The following is a 17,127-nucleotide window of genomic DNA, read 5'->3' on the forward strand; positions in this document are numbered from 1 at the left end:
CTATTTCTTACGTACTATTTGCAGTTAAGAGCCTGCTTGCACGCTGCCTGTTGATCTGCTGGCAATGATGCACACATGCCGCATTGTGAGCTTGCCCCAGAAGAGCCGCTCGTGTTGCCGCCGGGCACAAGAGAAGAAAGATCACGGAACGTGACGTCTTTTGGAATCTCGAACAGCGACATGTCGGCGCGCCAATTTTCGCACGAGACTTTCACCCGATCATCAAAACTATCACCGTCAGTACTCGCAGCTTCGGCGGTTGGCTCAATTTTTATACCAACCGATTCCCCATCTCGCCATATATACACGATATCATCGCTAAGAAGACTATGAGCCCCCTCTACGGCTTCGAGACGAATTCTACCACCGGCAATATATGCCGTAGCCGTTTGGTCAGCCGGAGAATTTGGTAACGCATATATGCACTTCTGTGATTCCCTACCAAGCAGCGAGCGAAGCGTCGTCTCTTCTTGCCCCGCAAGCGTAGTGCCGCCACTAAGGTCACTTTCGTCCCCGCCACTCATAACCGTCCACGCAATACCGCCAACGACAACAACTCCTCCAATCCCAAGTAATAAGGCTTTATTCATATGCCGCTAGTATAGAAAACCAGTTGCAACGCGCAAGGCTCTATTTTTCTTTCTGTATGTCCCGCAATATTGCCTCAACGCGAGCGAGGCTTTCAGAGTCATGAATAGAGAGCGGCTCCGCTGATATGCCCGCATTTTTGAGTGCCAGAAGACGTTCAGCGCACACTTCAGGCGCAACCACGTCGCTCTTGCTCAAAAACACATGCTCACTTTTCTCGGCGAACGATGCGCGATATGCCGTCAATTCACCGCGCACCGTGTTATAATCCGCGACCGGATCAAGTGATTCTGCAGAGATGAGGTGAAAGAGCGTCTTTGTACGCTCAACGTGCTGTAAGAAGCGAATACCCAACCCCTTCCCCTGCGACGCACCCTCAATAAGCCCGGGGATATCCGCAAGAATGAGCCCGTAGTATGAACCAAGATACGGCTCCAGTGTCGTAAAAGGATAATTCGCAACGCGACTTTTCGCGTTCGTGAGTTCATTGAGCAAGCTCGACTTTCCCGCATTCGGAAGCCCAACGAAACCGACATCGGCGATAAGTTTTAATTCAAGGCGAATATGAAAAAACTCTCCCGGCAACCCTTCTTGGAACTCCTTAGGGCTCGTGTTGGTCGAAGAACGGAAGTGAAAGTTACCTTTCCCACCCTTTCCACCACGAGCCACGAGCACGCGATCATGCGTGCTGATGATCTCCTGATCTTCTCCCGTATCAAGATTATGAATAACGGTGCCCACAGGAACCTTGAGCACTACTGGCTCCCCATCGCGACCATCACGAAACTGAGGATTACCATCTTCACCGTTATCTGCTTTGATCTCTTTTTTATTGCGAAACTGTGCAAGCGCGCCAATGTCCGCAACGCCCTCCATAAAAATATCTGCGCCATTTCCACCGCTGGCCCCAGAAGGGCCGAGGCTCATTTTGTTTTTATCAAAAGCGACGGCACCCGTGCCGCCATCACCAGCTTTTACGGTAATAGTTACGTCATCAACTAACATAAGAAAAGTATGCCACAAATAAGAGGCACACGCTACCAACTAGAATGAGCGGCGGCGAGGACGAAAACCACGGCGTGCACCGAATGTACGGCGGCGAGCGGCAAACGGACGATTACCCTGACTGCTCTGGCGAGCAAGCGGTGGCATCCCCGGACCTTCTGATGTAGGAATCTCCATGCGAATAATGCGTTCAATGTTACGCAACGTGCCACGTTGATCAGGTGTTGCGAGAGAAATAGCATGGCCCCCCGCACCTGCACGAGCGGTGCGACCAATGCGATGCACGTAATCTTCCGGATTCATCGGCAAATCAAAGTTAATGACTAGCTCAATACCTGTGACATCAATGCCACGAGACGCAATATCGGTAGCAACGAGCACGCGATACGCACCCGACTTAAACCCCGCAAGCGCCTCACGACGTTGGCCCAACGAACGATCAGCGTGCAGCTCAGCAACCGTGTGGCCCATGCCGCGGATCATATCCGTAAGCTTGCGTGCGCCATGTTTTGTTTTAGAGAAAATCAGTGTCGTGCCTGGATACTGTGTGAGCAGTTTCTCCACCATAGGAATCTTTGCTTCACGTGGCACAATGAAGATTTCTTGCGTCACACGAGACGCAGTAGTCCCTGCGGGCGCGATTTCAATACGAATAGGCAACTGCATGTGTCCCGTTGCAAGCTTCATAATCTCCGGAGGCATTGTTGCTGAAAACAGCATGGTTTGTCGCTCCTTGGAAATCATCTTCAGGATGGTGGTGATTTGATGCGCGAATCCCATGTCCAACATGCGGTCTGCTTCATCAAGAACCGCAATGCGCACACGCGTAAGATTAAAATTCTTCTGCTTGAGGTGATCCATGAAGCGTCCAGGGGTCGCTATGATGATGTGCGGATGGTTCCGCAGTGAGCGCACCTGCGGATACATAGGAGCACCACCAATGAGCACCGCCGTGCGCACGCCCATGCCTGCGCTTATATTCTGGATAGATTCTTCAACTTGCGTTGCAAGCTCACGCGTTGGCACAAGCACCAAGCCTTGCGCGTCCATATTGGAGAGGCGCTGAAGCATGGGCAGACAGAACGCGAGCGTTTTTCCAGTGCCTGTTTGAGCAATGCCGACAATGTCCTTACCTTCGATAGCAACGGGGATAACCTGCTGCTGAATAGGCGTCGGCTCTGTGTAGTGAATGCGTGCAAGCGCCTCCAAAAATAGGGGCGCGATGTTGAGTCCGGAAAACCCGGACGATGAAAGCGATGTGTTATTTTCCAAGGTAAAATACGAACTAGAGAACCCGCCGCGCGTTTCACAGAACCTCACCGCGAGAGATCAAAGCTACGTAGGGTAATCATACCATAAAACTGAAAAGAGATCAAATACGTTTACAGGCCAAGAAAGCGATACACCAGTAGCGCGGGCCAGATAAATGCTTTGAGAAGGCCTAAGACTCCCGCTCCAAATGAGTCTGCTTGCTGAATAAAATAAACAGCCGCGCCGATAAGTCCCATACCATATACCGCATCCGAAGAAGTGTTGTGATTCATACGCCCACTGTATACCTCTCCAACTCTTCTGAAAAGAACGGCCCCCGCGTTTCGGCGGGGGTAAGAGGAACAGGAACGGACTACTTGTAGTACGCATAGAGCTGCTGGGCGAGAAAGCGCCTGCGGAGAATCGCTGCTTCCTGCTCTAGCTCTGTCACATGCTGAGAGAGCAAGCGCTCGATATCCACGAGTACTTCCTGATCGAGCGAGATGATGTCAATCTCGTGCAGAGAGGCGTGCACCAACACCGGAGTAGCAACGCCAATCGAGCGCCATACGTGCACATCAATCCCCTGCGTCACACACCGAAAGCCAGAGCCCCAGCGGCGAACGGATCGCACCTTGTCGGATCGGTCCCGCAGAAGATCGCGTAGGCGCAGAAAGAACTTTCGCGAGATGCGCTCGATGATCTGGTCTTCCGACTCGTCATCAGGTCGCTCACCCGGAAACGGATTACTCATTGCCACATGGCACCTCCCAACGCAGAACGCTACACAGAAACGCCATTTTCGTCAAAAGAAAAAGGAGCTGGTCAGGCCACCTTACGAATGCGTGCTTCTTTTTGCGCTCGTGAAAGCCGCTTGATAGCCGCTTCACGTTTGAGCGCGGCACTCCGCGAAGCACACCGTTCTTGATACACCATCCGCAGCGCACCGTGAGCGCGCGTGTAGTTGCCACCTTTCCCCGCTTTGTGTTCACGCAAACGCCGCGCCACATCGGTGGTGATACCTGTATACAAACTCCCATCACGGCACTTCAGAATATAGACGACGTACATTCCTACTCTTTAGGCGCGCCCCACTGCCAGCGCGGCTTTTCCCCTGTCGCATATGCTACGCATAAAAACGCAGCGGTGAGCACAAGGACGGGAATCACGAACTCTCGCATGTTTGCTTGTATCGGAAGCGACGCGTCAATAAATCTGCTCAAGCGAATCACCAACCCAATATATATAAGAGTCACGAGCCACCCCTGCCACCGCACTGGTGTCCAGCCCCACCCGTACCACTTCCGCTTAAACCACAAACGATCGGGATTTTCGTGTATATAGCGAAGATAGGTTTTGATCATAGAACAGGGGTATATGCCCTCTTCTATTCTACTCCCCTAATTCCAAAATTTCATCAATCCGAATTTGGTGCACAAACTCTGGCACGTGACTCACGAGAATCATCGCACCTTGGTATGCATCGAGCGCCTTTGCAATCACGGGAATATGGCGGAAGTTTATGTGGTTTGTGGGTTCATCTAAAATTAAGAGGCCGGGCTTCTGGAGCACGAGATGAATAAACGCCACCAATCCCTTCTGGCCCTCAGACAAACTCCCGATTTTTGTGAAAATAGTATCTCCGGTGATGAGAAAACTCGCCGCAACACCGCGCAGCTCCTCGTCACTCAGTCCGGTGCCCAACTCTTTTAAAGATTCGAGCACAGTACGGTCAAAGGGCAGCGTTGAGAAGTCCTGACGGTAGTACCCGATCTTCACTCCCGGTGCGATAACCGCACCTTTTGCCTTTCCAGACGCAAGCGCCTCTAGGAGCGTACTCTTTCCAATGCCGTTCGGGCCAGAAAGTAACAAGTGCCGATTTTTGTGAAGTACAACGTTTACTTTTTTAGTCGTCGCTTTGTGGTTCTTGATCACCGAGACGGAAGAAATACTCACCACGGGCCCAATCAGTCCCTGCTGTGCAGGGATGGTGAACGGACGGATAGTTTTGTCTTCTTTGCGCACGTCTACCTGTGACTCTTCCATTTCTGCCGCATCTTCACGCATGCGTTTTGCAAGCAAGCGCAAGCGACCACCCTTCATGGCAAAGTAGTTCGCCTTCTCTTTCTTCTCTATAGCCTCTTTCGCCAGCCGGGCGTTTTTACTGTTTTCTTTTTCGATACGCGCGGCAATTTGTTCAACGACATCAAAGTAGTTGCCTTGGTACTGCTCAATTTTGCGCGTAAAGACATCAAGATACAGCACGCCATCGGTAAACGCGTTCAAAAAGTCTGCATCGTGAGAAATAACAACGCACGTTTTCTTATACTGCACCAAAAACTGCCGCAGATGCGCAATCCCCTCTTTGTCTAAATTATTTGTTGGCTCATCTAACAGAAGTACATCTGCGTCTTGAATAAGCGCGGATGCGAGCAAGAGACGGGCCTGTTGGCCTCCAGAAAAAGAGCGCACGATACGATCGTGTGGCGCATGGAGATTCACCACTTCAAGCACGGCGTCGATTTTGGGATCGATATCATGCACTTTGTGCGCAAAGCATTGCTGGAAAAATTCTCGCACCGTCATGTCCAACTGATCTCTCGCTATAACCTGACGAGCCATGGCAATCGTAAGCCCTGGTGCACGATGCACCGAACCAGATTCCGGAACCAGCGCGCCCGCGTGTCCTGATGGTGTCATGAGATGAAACAACGTGCTTTTACCAGCACCATTTTGCCCCATGATGGTTATTTTGGCACCGCGACGAATGGAAAAATCTACCTCGGAAAGGATTGGTTTCTTGTGCCCATATTCAAAGGACACTTTCTCAAAACGAATAATAGATTCCCCGTGTGCCATGGCCTAAAAAGAGAGGAGAGTATGCCATATTTTTTCACCGCAGTAAAGCGCTTTGGTGTTATCCACAGGAATATTCTTGACGCTCCAAAATAAGAGGCGCAATATTTACATAGGGTCTGGGAGTACGGAAGTTGTACCGCAAGGGATAGCTGGGCGGCCGTACTGCAAGGGAACGTCGTGGAGTAAGTAAGATTACTCGCGTGCTCTTAGGCCCTACAAAAAACACCACATTGCGTGGTGCTTTTTGTTTCTCTGAAACCGAGATATCTGAGCTGTTCAGTGTTTTAGAAAACCAATACCTACTTCTATTCTCCAAATTCTTTAAGAATCCGCTCCCCAGCACCCGGGCCCAATTCATGGATAAGATCGACAAGTTCTTGATGTGAAAAATGCGAGAGGTCGCGCATGAGCTGGCGCACCGTCTCTTCAGAAGCCCCTGCAGCTTGTCGTTCGCGGAGCCACACTATTGCCAACGTTGCGAAAGAAAGAGTACTCGCAAGAGAGCGCACTCGTTCTAACAGAGCTTCGTCCCATGCGTCACCCGAAGAAAGCACTCCTTTTGTATGAGAGATCGGAATATCCATATAAAAATAGGGGGCAGTTTTTTGAGATGCCCAGCTCTCCTCCGACTACTTGTTGCGAAGGTCCACCGTCTGCGGCAGGTCCGTGCGGATGTCCTGCGTGGTCGGCTTGGACTCGTCGTAGTCGATCTTCATGTCGGTATGATGCGGCTGATCACGCTTGCCTCGATCATCCGTATGGTACACGTCGATGTGCCGCCCGATCGGACTGTCCGAGTCGTGTGGCTTGCTTGCCTTCCAGAAGCCCATGGGCTTCTCCTTTTCAAAAGAACGACGTTAAACGGCCAAACGTCCTTTCCATAATATAGAATTAATCTTTTAAAAATCAATCCCCCTAGCAAACAAAAAACACCACATTGCGTGGTGCTTTTTGTTTCTCTCAAACCGAGATGACTGAGCTGTTCAGTGTTTTAGAAAACCAATACCTAACTATGTTTGCTGAGGCCGAGTGACAAAATAAAGCGAAATGCTTACGAGTCTATATGCCTGAAAGATAGCTAGAATCTAACGAAATAGATACGACCTGCCTGCCGTCAGGCAGGGATACTGGCTTTCTGAAGCCCTGAAAGTGAGAGGTGGTGAGCTCTACTGCTCAGTGTGGTAATACTATCATATTTCGCTAAAAAAGTCAATACCCTCTCATGTATGCGTTCTACTCACTCTCTCCGCCAATACCAAGCAAGAACTTAAATCTCTTTATATCCTTGGCCTTTATTTTTATGCCGTCTTTTGTCGAAATGACGAGCACTCTTTTCCAAATCCATATTCGCATGTAGTAATCGGAGATTTTTTTAGGGAGAAGAAATTGTGAAACACGACGCTCGTTCAACCCCTCTTCTATTTCTGTGGAAAAGAAGCTGCCATTTCCTATTCCCATCTCGGCAAAAAGATACTTCATAGCAATCTATCGAGAAACCTCTTTTAGGACATTATTCTCTATACGGAACATTCGAGAGACCCCAACCGAAGGGTCAGCAGTCATAGGCTCTCCAGGCTTTCGGTCTGCGTAATTCACGATAATAACGCCGTCGCGCAATTCAGTTGTTTGCGGTGCGATGCGATCACCTAATAAGAGAGCATTCGTGCCCACGTAACCACTCTCGAAACCACGGGCAACGGCGATGTAGTAAAAGGTACCCGTGCCGCCAGGCTGCTGCGCCAAGATGAACGCGACATCCGCGATGCCGTCGCCTGACATGTCCCCCGTCACTTCGTTGCCAAACTCTTGTGTAATAACGCCATCAGATTCCGCGGCACCATCTACTAATTGCACGCGCGTACCTTCTATAACATACGCCGCATTTCCGTAATCACTCGCATATCCAGGAATGGTGTCCCCTTTTTGCCATAGTAACCAACCACCGCACATAACAACAATAAGAAGAATGATATAACGCATACCCAATACTACCATACGTTTAACGATGCGCCGCTCCCACCGCTTCATGAATGTGCGCGTATCCGTCTCGCTTTAAGAGGCGCACTAATCCTTTATTAATCTCTCCAATCCGCTGTGGGCCGAAGTAGACCATGCCCGTGATCATCTGCACGAGCGATGCGCCAAGGCGGATTTTTTCATACGCATCCTCTGCGGTAAATATACCGCCGCATCCAATGATGATAAAACGCTTGCCGTAATGTTGCGCCACGTGGCTAATCAACGCGTTTGCCCCCTCGCGCGTTGGCGCACCGCTGAAATTACCCTTGCCCGCACTCGCGACTTCCTGCGGATCAAGGCGCGGGTTACTGCGATCCTTCACCAGATTCGAAAACACAAACCCGCGAATAAACATAAACGGCTCTGCAACCGCAACCAGTGCATCTATTTCTTCGCGCGTGCGCTCAAGTGGCATTTTTATGAACACTGGGCGCGAGAGAGGAAGAGCGGAGAGTGCAGAGAGAATGCGTGCCAATCCTTCGGGCGTATCAGGGCGCTCTTGAAACGACGTCACGTGAATAAGGTTCGGACAGCTAATGTTTAATTCAAAATAGGAGAAGAGAGGATGCTCAATCGCCTTTTGAAAACCGCTCACGATGTCCGCTACCACCGCATCAAATGAAGGGTAGGGGCGATTCGTGGAACCAATGCTTATCCCCACTGGCCCCCGAGCATGTAGCGGCACCTGAGAAAGGATGTGCTCCACACCGGCGTTCTTAAACCCCTTGTTCACTAACAGGGCCTGCGAGCGAGGCAGGCGGCCTAGCATGGGGCGCGGGTTACCCTCATAGGGAAGATGGGTGACCGTGCCAATGGTATGAAACCCAAATCCCACGCTTGGGATAATATGAATAAGTCGCCCGTTGTAATCAAAACCAGCAGCCAGCCCAACAGGATTTTGGAAAGAGATGCCTGCGACCTCGGTCTGTAGACTCGGGTGCGCGAAAGAGAGAAACGCACCCGCGATGCCGCGCGTGAACGAAAAGCGCCCAAACCACTCCCCCATGGTAAGCGCCCACTCATGCACGAGATCTGCCGGAAACAAAAACAGAATAGGTTTTACAATGTGGCGGTAAAGGACGCCAATCGCGAATGCCATGCCTCCCAACTGTACGCCTCTTAGAAATCCCCTGCAAGCTACTTTCCGCTCGAACCAAAGCCATTCGCACCACGTTTAGTTGCGGAAAGGGAGGCAACTTTTTTAAGAGAAACATGCTCCACTTTTTGTATAAGCATCTGCGCTACTTTATGTCCGGCTTCGAGCGTTACGGCTTTCGTGCCAAGGTTGATGATCCCCACCTGTACTTCACCCCGATAGCCAGAATCAATCACGCCGCCCATCACCTTGAGCCCATGCTTTGTTGCGAGTCCGCTTTTGTCCCAAATAAGCCCCACTGTACCCCGTGGAAGCGCCATTGCGATCCCCGTAGGCACCACCACAAGCTGTTTTGGTTTTATCACCACGCGCGTAACCGTATAGAGATCCATGCCCGCATCACCGCTGTTAGCATAGCTGGGCATCATGGCGTCTGAGCGCAAAAGCTGAATATTGAGTTTCATAATGTGTGAGGTTACTTCTTTTGGTTTGGCATCTCACTAAAATCGTTTGCTATCCTACGAAAAGCACCTTTTCCTAAAATACCCTCCACAATGCGTGCTAATGGGAGATAGCGTCCAGAAAAATGTGCTTTCGCAAATTCGGCAAAAATATCAGACCGCTGCATATATACGCCCTGTGATTTCTCTACAAGCTCGTCAAGGAGCGCATTAAACTTTTTGCGCTCGAAATATCTTTCTTTCATTTCAACGGCTCCGTGTTGTTTCATTCCATCAATAAGACCCGCGGCGTATGCAGGCCATTTATCTTCGGACGGATATGCTGCTTTAATTGTTTCAAGCGTACGGATCGGATCCTCTACATATTCCGTTTCCTCTGCATACTCCTGCATCTGCTGCTGCGTCCAACCTAGACGCTGATGGTATGCATTCGCCAAATCATGCAATTCTTTCATAGCTTTATATTCTTCGCCAAAAAAGCCACGTTCCCCCAACATTGCCACCAGCTGTGATGCGCATTCTGTAACAATAGCCTCTTCAAGCTGAGCAAAGTACTCTTTTTCATCACCAAGCTCTACGGAAGAATCTTTTTGATCAATCATTTGAATGCCACTACGATAGAGAGCCCCCTCACCATCGGGTCGAATATAAAAAGATTTAAAGCCTTTTGCGTGAAAGAGCTCGTGTGCAAGGCTTCCACAGAAAGGAATTTTTGATGATCGCTTCTCTACGCCAACATGGAGAGAAAGGGGTTTATGGATACCATCACGAAGCTTTCCCCGTGTAAGTTCAAATACAGCGCCCGGCTTAAGAATGTGTATATTTTCTATCGGCAAATGCTTCGCCGCGCCTCCATATAGTACAGCGATCTCATCTACTAGTCCTTGAACCTCCCTTATAACTGCGAGATCTTCCGGCGTCTTTTCCAGCTCAAATGGCGCGAAGGCTTCGGGGGGATTTGAAAAAAGATTTTGGAGAAATTCAGAAACCTCTTCTTTATCTTTTTCGCTCCCGCCGACGATGTGCTCAAAGTGAGTTTTTTCTCCCATGTTTTTATAGTCCGTTTATCTGTGCCATTGTACCAAGAAAATGCGCGTAGCGCTCGCCTGCCTCGTGCACTGCAGTTTTTACTTTTGCAGAAGGTTTATCAAAAAAGTGTAGTGAAATCTGCACCGCATCTTTTACGATCGCCCGCTTCCATGTGCCCAGCACTTGCCCATCAACCACGATAATAGGTTGCAACATGCCATTGGCGCCTGGGTTAATGTGGTGCGCATGCAATGCCTCCAGCGAAGCACTACGGTCGCGGTAGGCAACAAAAAATTCATCAAACGCCGGAAGGAGAAATGCGGTGCCCGTTACCTTAGGAACGGCTCGCTGTGGCGCCATCCAATAGGTTGCGCCTTCAACCTCTACACTCGCCAGCGCTTTCCCCGCGTGCGCAATCCCCGCACGAACATCTTTCAGAGCAAGCCCCGACCACCATGCGAGATCCTTTTCTTGCGCAGGACCGTGGCTGGTAAAGTAGCGAATCGCCAATTCACGCAATGCGTCATCTCGCTCGCGCGGCTTTCCTTTGCGAGGCACCCATTCATCTAACAGCACCAGCGTTTGTTGCTTGCCTCGTCGCGGACCAAAACAGAGCAGTTGCTCATGCGCTAAGCGCCCAATGATGTGTAAACCCAAACTTGCTCGCCTTGCAGGAATACCCGCCGCCTCGAGAATGGCGTAGAGTTCTTCGCGCACCAGCGCCTTACCGCCCTTCAGCGCTTTTTCAAAAAGCATTCTGCTTTTGTCATAGGTTGCCGTGGTAATCCCGTGAAAACGCATGCGGTGCCCATAGGCGGAGAGGACGCGGGGAGTCATGAGATCGAGCATCCAGCGCACGTCTTCCCGCGCAACAAAGTGAAGCGTGGAACGCATAGGCCACGTACGCACAATGCTCCCCTCTGCAAGTGCATCAAGAATAGTCTGTTCGTTCGCACGTTTCATGCGCAAACCCACAGCCCAGAACGCGCTGGGGAGATCTTGCGCCTGTACGGCACCCAAGTGGTGCACCACGTCTTTAGGCTTATGAAATGGCGCACTCCCGATGTGCTGGTTCTGCAACCGAATGAGTGCAATGTCAGAAATATCCATTAGGCAGACATTGAGCCGGCGAGTTTCTGTGCTAGCTCCTTTTGAATCTTCTCGCGAGCTTCTTTCAAAAGCGCCACAACCACGGTTGACTGCGTGCGCGCATCAAGTTGGTCATTGAGCGCAAGATGAGTTACTTCGAAATCACCTCGCATAGAAAGCTTCACGCCACGTCGCTCCACCACAACAACGTGCTTTTTGATTTCTTCCTGCATCTTTCGCAACTCCATGATTTGTTTCAGTTGGTCAAACATAGAAAAGCACTATACCGCACCCCTGCGCCGACCCGCAACCACTACTGCTGATATGCTTGGTATGAAATCGAGATGCCCAAACGTTCGCACGAAGTGATGTAGGTGTCTATAGCACGCGCAATCTGCTTGGAATCAGCCGCGTTCCGTTTCGCACTCGCCAGTTGCACACTCAGCGTTTCTAAACTCGCAAAGCGCTCCACAACACGTAGCGTCCTTTCTGGAAGTGAGGCGGTGAAGCGCATCATGGCCATTTGCATCTTTGCAGCAATGGGAACGCCATTCACCTTCTTGCGCACCTGTTCTATGCGCTTTGCTGGGTGTGCGTCTTGTATGCCCCACTCCCGCATCTGCGCATGCTCTTCGGCAGTTAGCGCATCGTTTACCGCGCGCTCTAAGCCTTCACGAAAACGGAGGAACGTACGCACGGCAGTATGCTCTTCATCAACGGAATATTCCCACATGCCCGTAGGGTCATAGACACGCCCACGAATTGCGGTGTCACTCTCACGAAAATGTTCCGCCGCATCAATGGCGCCGATGATATCAGTGAAGCTGGGAGGCATGGGCGCGGGTGCTTCACCGCGCGCACGCAGTGTTTCTATCTCTTCTGTGGAGTATCCCACATTGCGATATACCGAAAGCGGATGCGTGTGGCCAATGACTGGCACCCCTTCACCGCGATCCATCAGCTCTTGAATAGTAGAGAAAGAAACACCACCCCACTCGCCACGGCCTTCTGCTACACGGGTTAGTTTTGTTTCCGTGCCTAAAAACATGCGTTCACCCATGTCATAGCGAAGCATGGTGCGGATTTGTGCTTCAGTCACCACATCGGCGCTTGCTCGTTCACTGTGCGTTGTTGTTTCTGCAGAAGATTCTTCATGTGCGTGGCCCGTGTATGCCTTTGATTCCGCGCTTTCCGCGCCTTGCGCCGTTGCCACACCAAGCATGCCCATTACCGCGGCGCGACGAAGCACATCCAACACCGGACGAATATCTTTTTTCTCTTTCTGCGGAAGCGGCATGCCCTCTTTCATGCATGCAGTATACCGCGTTCGCGTCCGCGCACACAATAAAAATCCCAGAGTGGAGGCCGCGCCCCACCCTGGGAAGAAGAACTACGTGCTACTTGCCGGACCCACCAGAGGAACCTTCGGAAATCTTGCGGGTTCCGGACGAGTCGGTCTTCCAGAGGCTCCCGTCCTTGTGCTCCGTGACGTGACCACTCGGAGTGCCGTGGTACGCACGAGTGTTCGCCTCGGGATCCGATGTGCGCGAGACACGCACCTCGGACTCCGCCACCACGTTCTTGTTGTTCCCCTGCCAGTATTTCACGTCGGCTCGTTCGGTTCTGTCCTGTTTTCCCACGTTAGCCTCCTTGGCTAGTGATTGTGTAACGTCCACGCAAGGCGCCAAACGTTCGGCTACCTCGCAGAATGTTTGCGAAACTTTGCTCTGTGATCACGAAAGAAATGAGGTCTTTGCGTGATGCGTGCTGCTGTTCCAGTAATGCGCACCTTCGCAACAGTGCGGCCGCATTTTTATTCTCTTTGCAGACGTCAAACCTAACGCTTTCTGCTCGAAGATAACGAAATGCGTACTCCACCGCCGCAACCGTTGCAAGGATGCCGTAACCAGCGTGACGGAATTGAGTATCAATGAAGACAGAAACGAGAAGCTGAGTGCGGTCGCCATCCTCGTAGATGATCGCCGTCCCGCAAGGTACGCCGGTACCCGTACTGCACAAAAACTGCTCTTTACGATCGCACTCAAAGTCATGCGCCAATTCTCGTGCGAAGACCTCAGATGAGACGGCGTACTTACGGTGCGTAACAAAACGTACGAAGTCGTCTTGGTTTCTCCACGCCAGCAGCTGCTCAAAATGCGCCACAGAGACGGGAGACAACGAGATTACAAAACTCATACAAGCCTCCCCTTGGTTTGCATAATACGGATGATCACATATACTGTCAACATCATTCCACCCATGCAAATCGCCACATCTCAAACACTTCGTGCATTCTTTATCTCTGAGGCTCTCTGGCATCACCAAGGCCTTATTAAAGACTTCCCATTACCTCTCTTTGTCCGAAAGGCAATGCAGATAAAACGCATGCCTCGCATGCTCCGTGTACTCGTCGCGCACTACGTTCTCTGGCAGCTCGATAGGAAATATAGGCCATCCGTGCATCGCATGTACGAGCTATTGAATAGCGAAAAAGTCAAAGAGATCATCACCGCAATCGAGTGTAAAACCGCAGAACGCTTTCAAGTATCCATTCCTATCAACACATATATTGTAGTAACTCCACACGAATGGGCGCTCTCTTCTGACAATGCCATTTCTCTGGGCATCCGCCCCCCAGAGCTTCTTGAGCACTTTTCAACCAATCTTTTACGCCACGAGTTTTTGCATATTGCCTTCGCCTACTGTATGCGCACGTGGAAAAGCGAAGGGTTCACACTCCGCCATCCTCAAGAGGCCACCGAGGTTGCTATCGCGCTTTTAACTCAAGAATACGAAACGGGTATACCAGAGCTTCACCATTATTCACGGACGTTACGTACATTCGCGACAGATAACCACGAGGAGCTCCGACGCCTACGCAACGAGAAACTCAGCCCACGCCAGTTGCTTGCTCACGTTGACGAGCTTTTTGCACGCTCTACACAATAAAAAATCCCAGAGTGAAAGAGAGATGCGCTATTGTTCGTCAGGGATAAATTCCATGGAAAGGGAGTTCACGCAGTGGCGGATGTTCTTTGGGGTGAGCTGTTCGCCTTCAAACACGTGTCCTAAGTGCCCGCCGCAACGCGTGCAGGTGATTTCTGTGCGCACACCATCAGCATCACGCGTGCGCGTCACCGCTCCCGCGATTGCATCATCAAAACTAGGCCAGCCGCACCCGGAATCAAACTTTGCTTCGGAATGGTACAGCGGCGCTCCACATTGCCGGCAAACATAGGTCCCCCGTGCCGTAGTGTGCACGTAGGCACCAGAAAACGGCGCCTCGGTTCCCTTTTCGAGAATGACGTGCTTCTCCTCTTCAGTAAGTGGTTTTCGTGCTACATCCATGTTCGTTTTAATGCCGCGATGATCCACAGCGCAGTTACCGATGTCAGCGCCGTTACCACAACACCCCAGAGGATATCAACCACGGTGATCACGAGTGGCCATTTGGCAATGGTTGCATGATTAGTGAGATCGTAGGCTCCGTAGGCAGCAAGCCCCAAGAGGGCACCCCGCCACAACACTTCACCCCACGAACCACTCGCCACAGCAGGCGCTACCACAAGGCCGTAGACAGCAAGGGCATAGAGCGGGTAGAAAAGCACAACGGGAGCGAGGTTGATTGTTTTCTGGAACAAGAAGCCCATGCGCTCTGCATAGAATCCTTTTGCAATCACCATCAACCAGAGCGCATCGAACACTGCGAGTGGCACGAGCGTAGCAAGATAGGCAAGGAATGAGTTCATGCGCACAGTATACTACATGCCGTGCCTCGCACAGAAGCACGGGCAAAAATTCCTTCCCCCCACACCCCCCCCTTCCGCCGTGTTCTTGCGGGGACGGACGGAAATTTTGGCGGCGGCATTATGAATTGCTAAAGCCCGTCGCTATCTTATCAAATATTACTTCAAAATTTTTGATAGTATCCTGCGACAAAGTAATTTTGGATTTATCAGTTTTGACTTTCTCAAAAAACTTTTTGGAAAGGAGTACCTTATCTATTTTTTGATCTTTCAAAAATTTTGAATTAGCGACGGCTTTATCCTTACTCTTTCCATCATCAAGAACAAAATTGTTGAAATCGTCATGGGTGAACAAATCCTCTATCGAATTTCCATCTTGGTCAGAAACTGGAATTATTTTATTCTCTGGAACCGCTAATTTTTCCGCAAGCTCTTTCGCGATTCTCTTACCTTCGGCATCATTATCTAAAACCGCTAAAAACTCCAAATCCCAACCCAAAAGCAAAGATGCTATCTGTGGCGCCTTCGGCGCACCAACACACGGGATAAGATTTGCATTAGTTGTTTTTCCCTTCGTCATAAATTCTTTGAGGGCTTGCAGAAAATAGTAATCCGAAATTCCCTCAAGTAAAACATTGTGCTTTCCGGCGATTGAAAAATCTTGCGTCAAATCAAGGCCGATTGCTGTAATAATCGGAGTCAGTGTTTCGTTATCAGCGTTTTTATGGATTTTATTCTCAACTTTTGTTCCGTTGGCATCGTCCTTAATAACGAGACGTACTCTATCTAAACGTTGAGCGTCAATGAGATACGGGGAATGTGTGCTAAAAATAACTTGCGACTCCTTTGCAATTTCTTCAAAAACTTTCAAAACATCTTTTTGCGCTTTCGCGTGGAGATAAAGTCCGGGCTCGTCAATTAAGATTATATTCGTTTCGTCTTTTTCCGCATTGAGTCGCAGGTAGAATGATAAAAACCATTGAAAGCCCTTACTTCTCTGCTCTGGTTTGAAAAGCATCGTTTTTCCGGCCTCTCTAACTCCAAGACGCAACTTGTCTCCGTCGGCCTCTGCGACTAAATCAAGTTGATTTTGGCCCCAATATCCCATAAAGTCGCCGGTGATACTGGCAGAATGTTTACTTAATAGATTTCGCCGTAATTGAGTATTAGTGGTTTTTACTACGTCGTCTAAGCTTAAACCGGCGACTTTCGCAAAATCACTCACGGGTTTATTGTTTTTTGCTTCAGCAAGCGGAAGTTCAAAAGGCAAAATATCGAGAAAGTCACTGAAGAATATAAAATTTGGAATATATGCTTGGATTTCTTCAAGAAAAACATCTGAAGCGGTCGGGCTTTGTAATGTGCCATTTTCGGCAGTAATTGTCGCAATAATTGAATCAGCCTGACTTTTCTTTTCGGTTTCAGTAATTGCGGCTGCCTTTGCTGTTGCTTGAGCGACAAATTGCGTCAACGCATTTTTTATTTCTTCAATAGAACCGGATATTTTAGGATCGACAAGATCGGTCAATCCGTCTATCTTTTTTAATTTGTCTAACGAAGTTTTTATCTTTGTAATAATTTGAGCATTCTTGTCGCTTACCGATTTATCAAGCAATTTTTCGAGTGCTTCATCGGATAAATCATAACTTCCGTCAAAATACTTAAAAATCGCTACACCATTTTTTGCGATGTGCTCGCGTGTGGCTTTATCAATAGTTATACTTTTTTCTTGTGCAATAGCATCAAGGGTTGCCTTATCGGCATCAAAGACCAATTCAATCATTGGTTCCCCACTTTGATCAAGTGGTAACGCCTCATCGGATATTTTCTCAATGTTGGTATCAAAATCTCGCAACGCTTCCAAAATTCCGCTTTTCCCGGACTCATTCTTCCCAGCAAGTGTTGTTACGTCAGAAGCAAGCCAGCAATAGCCGGAATCTTTAATTGATTTGTATTCTGTTACGCGGAATTTTATAAGTTTCAT

Annotated in this window: 22 protein-coding genes and 1 pseudogene; 1 reads left to right on the plus strand and 22 read right to left on the minus strand. The window is 49.8% G+C overall.

Going from position 1 to position 17,127, the window contains the following annotated elements:
- Positions 1-14 precede the first annotated feature (14 nt).
- The 19 genes from QY311_00570 to QY311_00660 all read right to left on the minus strand — a co-directional run bounded on the left by QY311_00570 (position 15) and on the right by QY311_00660 (position 13,593).
- Complete coding sequence (locus tag QY311_00570; protein ID WKZ27238.1) at positions 15-590, minus strand: hypothetical protein; 576 nt, start codon at positions 588-590, stop codon at positions 15-17.
- Positions 591-630: 40 nt separating this feature from the next.
- A complete protein-coding gene (obgE, locus tag QY311_00575) occupies positions 631-1,593 on the minus strand; it encodes a GTPase ObgE (GenBank protein WKZ27239.1) in 963 nt (320 codons plus the stop codon).
- 39 nt (positions 1,594-1,632) lie between these two features.
- A complete protein-coding gene (locus QY311_00580; GenBank protein ID WKZ27240.1) occupies positions 1,633-2,865 on the minus strand; it encodes a DEAD/DEAH box helicase in 1,233 nt (410 codons plus the stop codon).
- 110 nt (positions 2,866-2,975) lie between these two features.
- Positions 2,976-3,137 carry a hypothetical protein gene (locus tag QY311_00585; GenBank protein WKZ27241.1) on the minus strand — a complete coding sequence of 54 codons (162 nt, stop codon included), beginning with the start codon at positions 3,135-3,137 and terminating at the stop codon, positions 2,976-2,978.
- Positions 3,138-3,217: 80 nt separating this feature from the next.
- Positions 3,218-3,598 carry a hypothetical protein gene (locus tag QY311_00590; protein WKZ27242.1) on the minus strand — a complete coding sequence of 127 codons (381 nt, stop codon included), beginning with the start codon at positions 3,596-3,598 and terminating at the stop codon, positions 3,218-3,220.
- Positions 3,599-3,669: 71 nt separating this feature from the next.
- Positions 3,670-3,915: a GIY-YIG nuclease family protein gene (locus QY311_00595; GenBank protein WKZ27243.1), complete on the minus strand. Its 246-nt coding sequence runs from the start codon at positions 3,913-3,915 to the stop codon at positions 3,670-3,672.
- 2 nt (positions 3,916-3,917) lie between these two features.
- A complete protein-coding gene (locus QY311_00600) occupies positions 3,918-4,208 on the minus strand; it encodes a hypothetical protein (GenBank protein ID WKZ27244.1) in 291 nt (96 codons plus the stop codon).
- A gap of 28 nt (positions 4,209-4,236) precedes the next feature.
- Positions 4,237-5,703, minus strand: coding sequence for an ATP-binding cassette domain-containing protein (locus QY311_00605; GenBank protein WKZ27245.1), 1,467 nt, complete (start codon positions 5,701-5,703; stop codon positions 4,237-4,239).
- A gap of 305 nt (positions 5,704-6,008) precedes the next feature.
- Positions 6,009-6,287: a hypothetical protein gene (locus QY311_00610; GenBank protein WKZ27246.1), complete on the minus strand. Its 279-nt coding sequence runs from the start codon at positions 6,285-6,287 to the stop codon at positions 6,009-6,011.
- Between the two features lie 45 nt (positions 6,288-6,332).
- Positions 6,333-6,533, minus strand: coding sequence for a hypothetical protein (locus QY311_00615; GenBank protein WKZ27247.1), 201 nt, complete (start codon positions 6,531-6,533; stop codon positions 6,333-6,335).
- A 403-nt stretch (positions 6,534-6,936) separates the two neighbouring features.
- Positions 6,937-7,182, minus strand: a complete 246-nt coding sequence (locus QY311_00620; protein ID WKZ27248.1) for a DUF3977 family protein — start codon at positions 7,180-7,182, stop codon at positions 6,937-6,939.
- Between the two features lie 6 nt (positions 7,183-7,188).
- Positions 7,189-7,683: a hypothetical protein gene (locus QY311_00625; protein ID WKZ27249.1), complete on the minus strand. Its 495-nt coding sequence runs from the start codon at positions 7,681-7,683 to the stop codon at positions 7,189-7,191.
- Between the two features lie 19 nt (positions 7,684-7,702).
- Entirely contained in the window at positions 7,703-8,821 is a 1,119-nt protein-coding gene (locus QY311_00630; GenBank protein ID WKZ27250.1) for a quinone-dependent dihydroorotate dehydrogenase, read from the minus strand.
- A 38-nt stretch (positions 8,822-8,859) separates the two neighbouring features.
- Positions 8,860-9,282: a dUTP diphosphatase gene (dut, locus tag QY311_00635; protein ID WKZ27251.1), complete on the minus strand. Its 423-nt coding sequence runs from the start codon at positions 9,280-9,282 to the stop codon at positions 8,860-8,862.
- 11 nt (positions 9,283-9,293) lie between these two features.
- Positions 9,294-10,328: a hypothetical protein gene (locus QY311_00640; GenBank protein WKZ27252.1), complete on the minus strand. Its 1,035-nt coding sequence runs from the start codon at positions 10,326-10,328 to the stop codon at positions 9,294-9,296.
- A 4-nt stretch (positions 10,329-10,332) separates the two neighbouring features.
- Positions 10,333-11,418, minus strand: a complete 1,086-nt coding sequence (locus QY311_00645) for a winged helix DNA-binding domain-containing protein (GenBank protein WKZ27253.1) — start codon at positions 11,416-11,418, stop codon at positions 10,333-10,335.
- Complete coding sequence (locus QY311_00650) at positions 11,418-11,669, minus strand: YbaB/EbfC family nucleoid-associated protein (protein WKZ27254.1); 252 nt, start codon at positions 11,667-11,669, stop codon at positions 11,418-11,420. Before QY311_00650 ends, QY311_00645 begins: the two co-directional genes overlap by 1 nt.
- A gap of 41 nt (positions 11,670-11,710) precedes the next feature.
- Positions 11,711-12,706 carry a hypothetical protein gene (locus QY311_00655; GenBank protein ID WKZ27255.1) on the minus strand — a complete coding sequence of 332 codons (996 nt, stop codon included), beginning with the start codon at positions 12,704-12,706 and terminating at the stop codon, positions 11,711-11,713.
- Between the two features lie 332 nt (positions 12,707-13,038).
- A complete protein-coding gene (locus QY311_00660) occupies positions 13,039-13,593 on the minus strand; it encodes a GNAT family N-acetyltransferase (GenBank protein WKZ27256.1) in 555 nt (184 codons plus the stop codon).
- Between the two features lie 30 nt (positions 13,594-13,623).
- On the opposite strand from QY311_00660, the gene QY311_00665 reads away from it, so the two are divergent.
- Positions 13,624-14,346, plus strand: a complete 723-nt coding sequence (locus tag QY311_00665) for a hypothetical protein (protein ID WKZ27257.1) — start codon at positions 13,624-13,626, stop codon at positions 14,344-14,346.
- 36 nt (positions 14,347-14,382) lie between these two features.
- Here the strand turns inward: QY311_00665 and QY311_00670 are convergent.
- The 3 genes and pseudogenes from QY311_00670 to QY311_00680 form a co-directional block, all read right to left on the minus strand.
- A pseudogene (locus QY311_00670) lies at positions 14,383-14,745 on the minus strand (methionine-R-sulfoxide reductase).
- Entirely contained in the window at positions 14,736-15,146 is a 411-nt protein-coding gene (locus QY311_00675) for a DUF2177 family protein (protein WKZ27258.1), read from the minus strand. Before QY311_00675 ends, QY311_00670 begins: the two are co-directional and overlap by 10 nt.
- Before the next feature lie 118 nt (positions 15,147-15,264).
- Positions 15,265-17,127 carry an AAA family ATPase gene (locus QY311_00680; GenBank protein ID WKZ27259.1) on the minus strand — a complete coding sequence of 621 codons (1,863 nt, stop codon included), beginning with the start codon at positions 17,125-17,127 and terminating at the stop codon, positions 15,265-15,267.

The organism is Candidatus Paceibacterota bacterium (assembly GCA_030583765.1).
GTDB lineage: Bacteria > Patescibacteriota > Minisyncoccia > 2-02-FULL-40-12 > GWA2-44-9.